Genomic DNA, 7,099 nt, shown 5'->3' with positions numbered 1-7,099 from the left:
GACGTCGACCCCGCCGGCGCGGGCGGGCACGGCGCGGCGGTGCGGCTGTCGTGGGAGGGGTCGCCGTCCCCCGCGGGCGAGATCGGCTACCACCTCGTGCGGCGGGTCGGGCGGGCGCCGCGGGACCTGCGGGACGGCGAGCCCGTCGCGGGGCCGGTGGACGCGCGGCCGCCCGTGAACGTACCGGTGTACTACGCGGTGTTCGCGGTTCGCGGGGAAGGCGCGGCGGCGCCCGCCGTGGCGGGGCCCGTGGTGGTGCGGCCGGAGCCCTCCGATGTCGAGCTGGTCGCCGGCGACGGGCAGGTCACCGGACGGTGGCGGTGTCCGGGCGAGGCGGCGCGGGTCGTCGTCGTGCGGGACGGGCGTCCCGTGCCGGCGGGGCGGGACGGGTTCCGCGAGCCGGTGCCGAACGGGCGCACCCACCACTACCTGGTCTCGGCCGTCTACCTCGACGCGTCCGGGCGGGAGGTCATGACGGACGGCGTGCGGGCGTCGGCCACGCCCAGCGCGCCGCCCGAGCCCGTCTACGAGGTCCGCGCGGAGACCGGCGCGTCCGATCCGGGGCTGGTGCGGGTCCGGTTCGAGCCGCCCGCGCACGGGGCCGTGGAGCTGGTGCTGTCGGACGGCCCGCCGCCGTGGCCGCGCAGCGCGCTCGTCCCGCTGGAGGAGGTGCGGCGGGAGACGCGGCGGCTGGCGTGCGCGCCGGTCCCGGGCGGGATCGAGGTGCGGCCGGGGGCCGGCGGGTGGCTGCTCGCGGTGACGGTCGCCGAGGGCACCGCCGCGATCGGCGCCTACCACCGGCACGTGAACCTGCCGCCGCCGCGCCGGCTGGTCGCCGAGCGGCGCGGCGCGTACGTGCACGTCGGGTTCGACTGGCCCGCGGACGTCGCCGAGGTCGACCTCGTCCACCGGATCGGCGGCGAGCCGAGGACGCAGGCCGTGACCCGGGCCTCCTACGACACCCAGGGCGGGATCCGGCTGCCCGTCCCCGAGGACGCCTCCGTGGAGGTCTCGGTCGCGGCGGCCGGGACCGCGGGCGGCGCGCGAGTGACCGGTCCGCCGGTGACCGCCGTGGTCGCGGCGCGCACGATCGTCCGGTATGACGTGCTGCGGTCGGGGCCGCCGTGGCGGCGGTCGCTGACGATCCGGCTCACCTCGTCGCGGCCGCTGCGGGTGGCGCGGCTGTCGCTGGTGCTGCGCGCGGGGCGGGTCATGCCGCACCGCCCCGGCGACGGCGACACGCTCGGCGCGTGGGAGCAGGTGCCCGTGCCCGGCGAGCTGTCCCTGGCGGTCCCGGACGCGTCCGGGCCGTACTGGCTCCGCTGCTTCGCCGACGACGACGGCGTCGAGCTGAGCGACCCGCCCGTCCGCCGGCTCCAGGTCACGCGATGACGCGGCCGCTGGCCCGGATGGCGATTCCCGGGATGCCGTCCAGGCAGGGCATCACCTGCCCCTACTGCTTCGCGTCGGTGGCGCCGCAGCGGGTGCTGTTCCGGTGCCGGGGGCAGGCGGGGCGGCGGCAGGGCTGCGCGCCGGTCCTCGACGAGCGGCTGGCCGGGTACACGGGCTCGACGGCGGGCGCGTCGCTGCCGCCGGTGTTCGCCGCGTCCGGGCGGAAGGGGCGGGCCGACTGCCCCGGGTGCGGGCTGCCGACGGGGAACCGGGCCTGCCCGGAGTGCCACAATCCGCTGCCGTCGGCGTACTGCGACTCGCCGGGGCGCATCGTGGCGCTCGTCGGGGCCAAGAACGCGGGCAAGAGCACCTACATCGCGGTGCTGCTGCACGAGCTGATGAACCGGGTCGGGACGGAGCTGGACGCCTCGCTCGTGGCGTGCGACGACCGGACGATCGAGCGCTACAAGCGCGACTTCGCCCGCCCCCTGCTGGAGGAGCGGCGGCTGCTGCCGACGACGGCCAGCGCCGCCACCGGCCCGCGCGAGCCGCTGGTGTACCTGCTGACGCGGACGCGGCGGGGCCGTTTCGCGCGTGCGCGCAACGAGTCGCTGGCGCTGGTGCTGTTCGACACGGCGGGCGAGGACCTGCGCAGCCGCGAGGCCACCGACCTGCACCTGCGGTACCTGGAGGCCGCCGACGCGATCATCTTCCTGGTCGACCCGCTGGAGCTGCCCGGCGCGCGGACGGGCGTGCGGGACACCGTCCCCGGGCCGCGCGGTACCGGCGAGGACCCCGGCAGCGAGCCGCTCGACATCATCGCCCGGGTGACCGAGGCGCTGCGGCAGCGGCACGGGACCCGTCCGGGCGAGCCGCTGCCCGTGCCGGTCGCGGTCGCGCTCACCAAGATCGACGTGCTGCGGCCGGGGCTGCTGCGGCAGTCGGCGCTGCACCGGTCGCGGTCCGGGCGGGGCGTGCTGGACCTCGACGACAGGGACGCGGTGGACGAGCAGGTCCGCGCGCTGCTGCACGACTGGCAGGCGGGGCAGCTCGACACCTACCTCGGCCAGCAGTACGCCGACCACGCGCTGTTCGGGCTGTCGGCGCTCGGCGGCGTCCCCGAGCGGGGGCGCGTCGGCGCGGGCGGCGTCCGGCCGTACCGGGCGGAGGACCCGCTGCTGTGGCTGCTGTACCGGTTCGGGATGCTCGACGGCGTCCGCCCCGGGGGCGGCTAGTGGCCTGGCAGCTGCACTACACGTCCGCGCGGCGCGGGCCGACCGGCCGGGCCGGGTTCCAGTTCGTCGCGGAGACCCCGGGGCTGCCGGACGGCGTCCGGGCGGGCGTGACCCCGTACCTGGCGTACCGGCCGCCGCCGGACGCGCCGCCGTCCCCCGACGACTCCGAGCTCGGCCTGTTCCCGGTGTCGCTGCTGTACGACCGGGTCGACGGGCGCCCGCTGCTGCTGCGCTGCCGCTACCTCGGCCGCGACTACTCGGGCCGGTTCGGCAACTTCTTCGCGCACGCGGTGGTGGCGGAGCCGGACGAGCTGGAGGGGCTGCGGCCCGCCGAGCTGTGGCGGGCCCCGCACTGGGCGCCGCTGCCCGCCTCCGGCGCCGTGCTCGACCCGCTGGACGAGCTGGCGCCCGGCGCCGCGCTCGATCCCGAGGCGCTCGCCGCCTGGCTCGCCGCGTCCGGCCCGGACGACCCGTACGCGCTGCTCGCCCTGCTGGTGGACGCGGTCGCCGGCGTGCTGGAGCGCGGCCACGGGCGGGTCGTGCTGGTCGCCGACGACGTCGAGCTGATCGCGCGCTGGATCGCGGTCGTGTCGTACTCGCTGCCGGTCGCGGCGGCGGCGCGGCTGTCGTTCGTCACCTACACCGCCGACCCGGACGGCGCCGCGCAGCGCCTCGTCGGCACGACGCCCGCGGTCTGGTCCGCCGTGCGGCACCACGCCCCGCACGCGTCGGCGTTCGACCTGCGCGAGGGCGGCGCCGACGGCCGGGCGAGCCGCTTCGCGCGGACCGTCGCCGGCTGCTGGCGCGCCGCCGACTTCGGCGGCCTCGACGCCCTCGGCGAGCTGGCGCCGCTGGACGACCCCGGGCAGGAGGGCGCCGCCGCGCTGCTCGCGCTGTGCCGGGGCGACGCGACCGTGACGGCCGGGGAGGAGGGCGCGGCGGCGGAGCTGCTGGCGCGGCACGGGTCCGGCATCCCCGGATGGGTGTGGCGCGACCTCGTGCCCGGCGTCCCGTCCATGGGCCTCGACCTCGCGCTCGCCGTGCACGAGCACGCCCCCGAGGAGCTGCGGGACGCGGTGCTGGACGGGCTGATCGCCGGGCTCGCCGCGGGACGGGCGTCCCTGCTCACACCGGACGGCTGCGACCTGCTGTACCGGCACGCCGAGCGGCTCAGGGCCGTGCCCGGCGTCGCGGTCACCGTGCTGACGTCGGTGGCCCGGCGGCACCGGGGGCGCCGCATCGCGGTCACGGGCGAACTGCTGCGGCTGGACGGCGCCGCCGATCTCGACGCGGCCCTCCGCGAGGTGTGGGACACGCCGCCGTCCGCCGGTGAGTGCGCCGACCTCCTGGACGCGCACGGCGCGCATCCCGCGCTGGCCGGCCTGCCGTCCCGCACCTTCACCCGGCTCGCGTTCCCCGGCGGCGCGGGCCTGGCGGACCCGGCGACGCTGCTGCTGGCCGGGCGGGTCCGGGAGATCATGCCGGACGGGCCGGCCGGGCGGGACGCCCGCGTCGTCCAGGCGTACGGGACCGCCGTCACCGCCGACCCGCCGCGGGCGGCGCGGGCGCTGGCGGAGATCGCGGACGCCGGCCGCACGTCCCGGCAGCTCGCCGGCGAGGCGTTCGCCGGCGCGGCGCGCAGGCTGTCCCGGCGGCCGCCGGAGTTCCGGGCGGAGCTGCTGGCGGCCCTCCCGCCGCCGGTCCGCGCCCGGGTCGCGCAGGCATGGACCGCCGGGCCGACCGGACGCGGCCCGGTGCTCGGCCGCGAGGTCCGGGAGCGCAACGACCTGGTCGAGGTCGTGCTGCGGCTGCGCACGCGCGGCGTCGCCGAGCCGTCCCTGGAGGCGTGGGCGCGGGCGGCGGCCGGGCGGTGGCTCGCCGGCCGGCAGCTCGACGCGCACCTGGCGCGCAGCCCCGAACTGCGGGCCGCGCTCCGCGACCTGCTCGCCGAGGGCGGGGGGTGAGCGCGTGCATCCGATCGTCGTGCTGCTGCTGATCGCCGTCTGGCTGGGCGCCATGTGGCTCGGGTTCATGTACGTGTTCCCGGTGCTGTTCGCCGCCACGCTCGTGGTCGCCGGGGCCGCCGCGCTCGGCGTCTACTACCTGCACGCGTGCCGGACGCTCGCGCCGTCCAGCCTGGCGGGCCCGTCGCCGGTCGCCGCGCCGGACGTCGCCTACCGGCACTACCTGCTCGGCCAGGTGTGGCGCGACTGGTGGACGATCAGCCGCACCGTCGTCCCGCAGGTGTACCGGACGGCCCGGGGCATCGTCGTGCGGCTCACCCGGACGCTCCTCGGCGGCCCGTGGGGGTTCTTCGTCTTCCCGGTCTGGCTGGCGCTGTGCGCGGGCATCGTCGCCGCCGCCGCCCCCGCGTCGGTGTTCGTGCTGGCGCTGACCGTCCTGTACGGGGTCGTCGCGGCGATCGGGCTCGCGGGGTGGCTGGCGTGCGTGCTGGTCCTCGCCGCGGTGGAGCGCGGCTTCATGGTGTACGGGCGGATCCTCCAGACCTGCCCGCACCCGTTCTGCTACGAGCGGATCGGCCTGCCCGAGTACGAGTGCCCGGGCTGCGGGGCGCGGCACCGGCGCCTCGCGCCCGGCGCGGGCGGCGCGTTCCGGAACGTGTGCCGCTGCGGGGCGCGGCTGCCGACGACCGTCCCGCTCGGGCGGTTCCGGCTGGCCGCGTACTGCCCGCACTGCGGCGGCCGGCTGCCGGACCGGATCGGGCGCGTCCGCGTGGAGCCGCTGCCCTTCGTCGGCGGCCCGGCGGCCGGCAAGACCACGTTCATGGTCCTCGGCATCCGGGCGCTGCACGCGCGGGCCCGCGCCGTCCACGGACGGCTCGCGTTCGTCGAGCAGCGGCACGCGCAGGCGTACGCGGGCGCGATCCGCGAGTTCCAGCGCGGCGGGCGGCTCGCCAAGACCGGACCTGAGCTGCCCCTGGCGACCATGGTGGACGTCGAGCTCCCGGGGCGCGCGCGGCGCATCCTCTACCTGTTCGACCCCGCAGGCGAGCACTACACGGGCGCGACGGAGGTCGAGTCGCTGCGCTACCTGGACCACAGCGAGGCGCTGCTGTTCATCGTGGACCCGTTCGCCCTCCCCCACCTGCGCCGCACCCTCACCGGCGACGAGCGCGACTTCATCGACCACGCCGCGGTGTCCTCGGAGGAGGACCCGGCCGACACCCTCCAGCGGGTGCTGAACGACCTGCGGTCCCGTCCCGACCAGGGACGGCAGAAGCGGGTCGCCGTCGTCGTCACCAAGACCGACCTGCTGGTCCGCACGGAGGTCGGCCGCTGCCTCGGCGAGGACGCCGACCTGCGCGACTGGCTCGGGCGGGTCGGCCTCGGCAACACCGTCCGCACCCTCGACCAGGTCGCCGCGCAGGTCCGGTACTTCGCCTCCGGCCTCGGCACCGAGCCGGCGGACGTCGCCGAGCTGCTCGGCTGGGTGACCGGGCTCGGCCCCGCCGGGACGTCCAACGGCGACGCCCCGCTCACCGACGCGCCGCAGGAGCCGCCGGGCACCGCGCCGCTGCGCGCCCCCTGGCCGGTGCGGGGGCGGGGCTCCGGCCGCGTGCCCGTCGGCTACCAGGTCGGACGCTGGGCCGTGCTGGCCGGGGTGTCGGCGCTGACCATCGCGACCGTCACCGGCGCCGTCATCGCCGCGGCCGAACGCCTCCCGTTCTAGGGCCGGGTGACCGACGCCGGGTGACCGACGCCGTGTGACCGACGCCGTGTGACCGATGACACTTCCTGACATGGAAGATAACGCAACGTCGCCGGCTTCAACCTCTCGGACCACCTGATTCCTCGCGAGAGGCACGAGATGACGACCCACGAGACGACGACCCGCGCGCACCGGCCGCTGCTCACCCTTGACGACGCCGCCCAGGACGTCCTGTTCCGCGGGGCCCGGACCGCGAACACGTTCACGTCCGAGCCCGTCACCGAGGAGCAGCTCCGCGCGATCTACGACCTGGTGAAGTGGGCGCCGACCGCGATGAACGCGCAGCCGCTGCGGATCGTCGACGTGCGCTCCCCGCGGGCGCGCGAGCGGCTCGTCCCGCTGATGAGCGAGGGCAACCGCGCCAAGACCGCGACCGCGCCGCTGACGCTGATCGTCGGCGCCGACGAGGACTTCCACGAGCACCTGCCGGTCACCTTCCCGCACCGGGAGGGCATCCGGGACGCCCTGCACGCCTCCCCCGGCCGGGCCGCGATGGCCCATTTCAACGCCTCGATCCAGCTCGGCTACCTGATCCTCGGCATCCGCGCCGCCGGCCTCGCGGCCGGTCCGATGGCCGGATTCGACGCCGGCGCCGTTGAGAAGGAGTTCTTCCCGGGGGGCGGGATCCGGCCGATCGCGGTGGTGAACGCCGGCAAGCCCGGCCCGGACGCCTGGTTCCCCCGCAACCCGCGTCTCAGCTACGACCAGGTGGTCACTACTGTTTGAGTCCATCCGCTCCCGAG

At 77.2% G+C, this 7,099-nt stretch carries 5 protein-coding genes; all 5 read left to right on the top strand.

What is annotated here, in order from left to right; all coding sequences use genetic code 11:
- A partial coding sequence (locus tag E1284_RS41490; protein ID WP_481726182.1) for a SaeA-related protein occupies positions 1–1,392 on the top strand: 1,392 nt, incomplete at its 5' end.
- Positions 1,389–2,627, top strand: a complete 1,239-nt coding sequence (locus E1284_RS15570) for a TRAFAC clade GTPase domain-containing protein (protein ID WP_131939794.1) — start codon at positions 1,389–1,391, stop codon at positions 2,625–2,627. The genes E1284_RS41490 and E1284_RS15570, both read left to right, overlap by 4 nt.
- Entirely contained in the window at positions 2,627–4,591 is a 1,965-nt protein-coding gene (locus E1284_RS15565; RefSeq protein ID WP_131939793.1) for a GAP1-N2 domain-containing protein, read from the top strand. The genes E1284_RS15570 and E1284_RS15565 overlap by 1 nt, the downstream gene beginning before the upstream one ends.
- A 4-nt stretch (positions 4,592–4,595) precedes the next feature.
- Entirely contained in the window at positions 4,596–6,317 is a 1,722-nt protein-coding gene (locus tag E1284_RS15560) for a TRAFAC clade GTPase domain-containing protein (RefSeq protein WP_131939792.1), read from the top strand.
- Between the two features lie 138 nt (positions 6,318–6,455).
- Positions 6,456–7,082 (top strand): malonic semialdehyde reductase, encoded by a 627-nt coding sequence (locus E1284_RS15555; RefSeq protein ID WP_131939791.1) that lies wholly within the window; start codon positions 6,456–6,458, stop codon positions 7,080–7,082.
- Positions 7,083–7,099: the final 17 nt, after the last annotated feature.

It is taken from the genome of Actinomadura bangladeshensis, from assembly GCF_004348335.1.
Classification (GTDB): Bacteria; Actinomycetota; Actinomycetes; order Streptosporangiales; family Streptosporangiaceae; genus Spirillospora; species Spirillospora bangladeshensis.
Note: the sequence above shows the minus strand (reverse complement) of the source record. Positions and strands in the feature narration are given on the sequence as shown.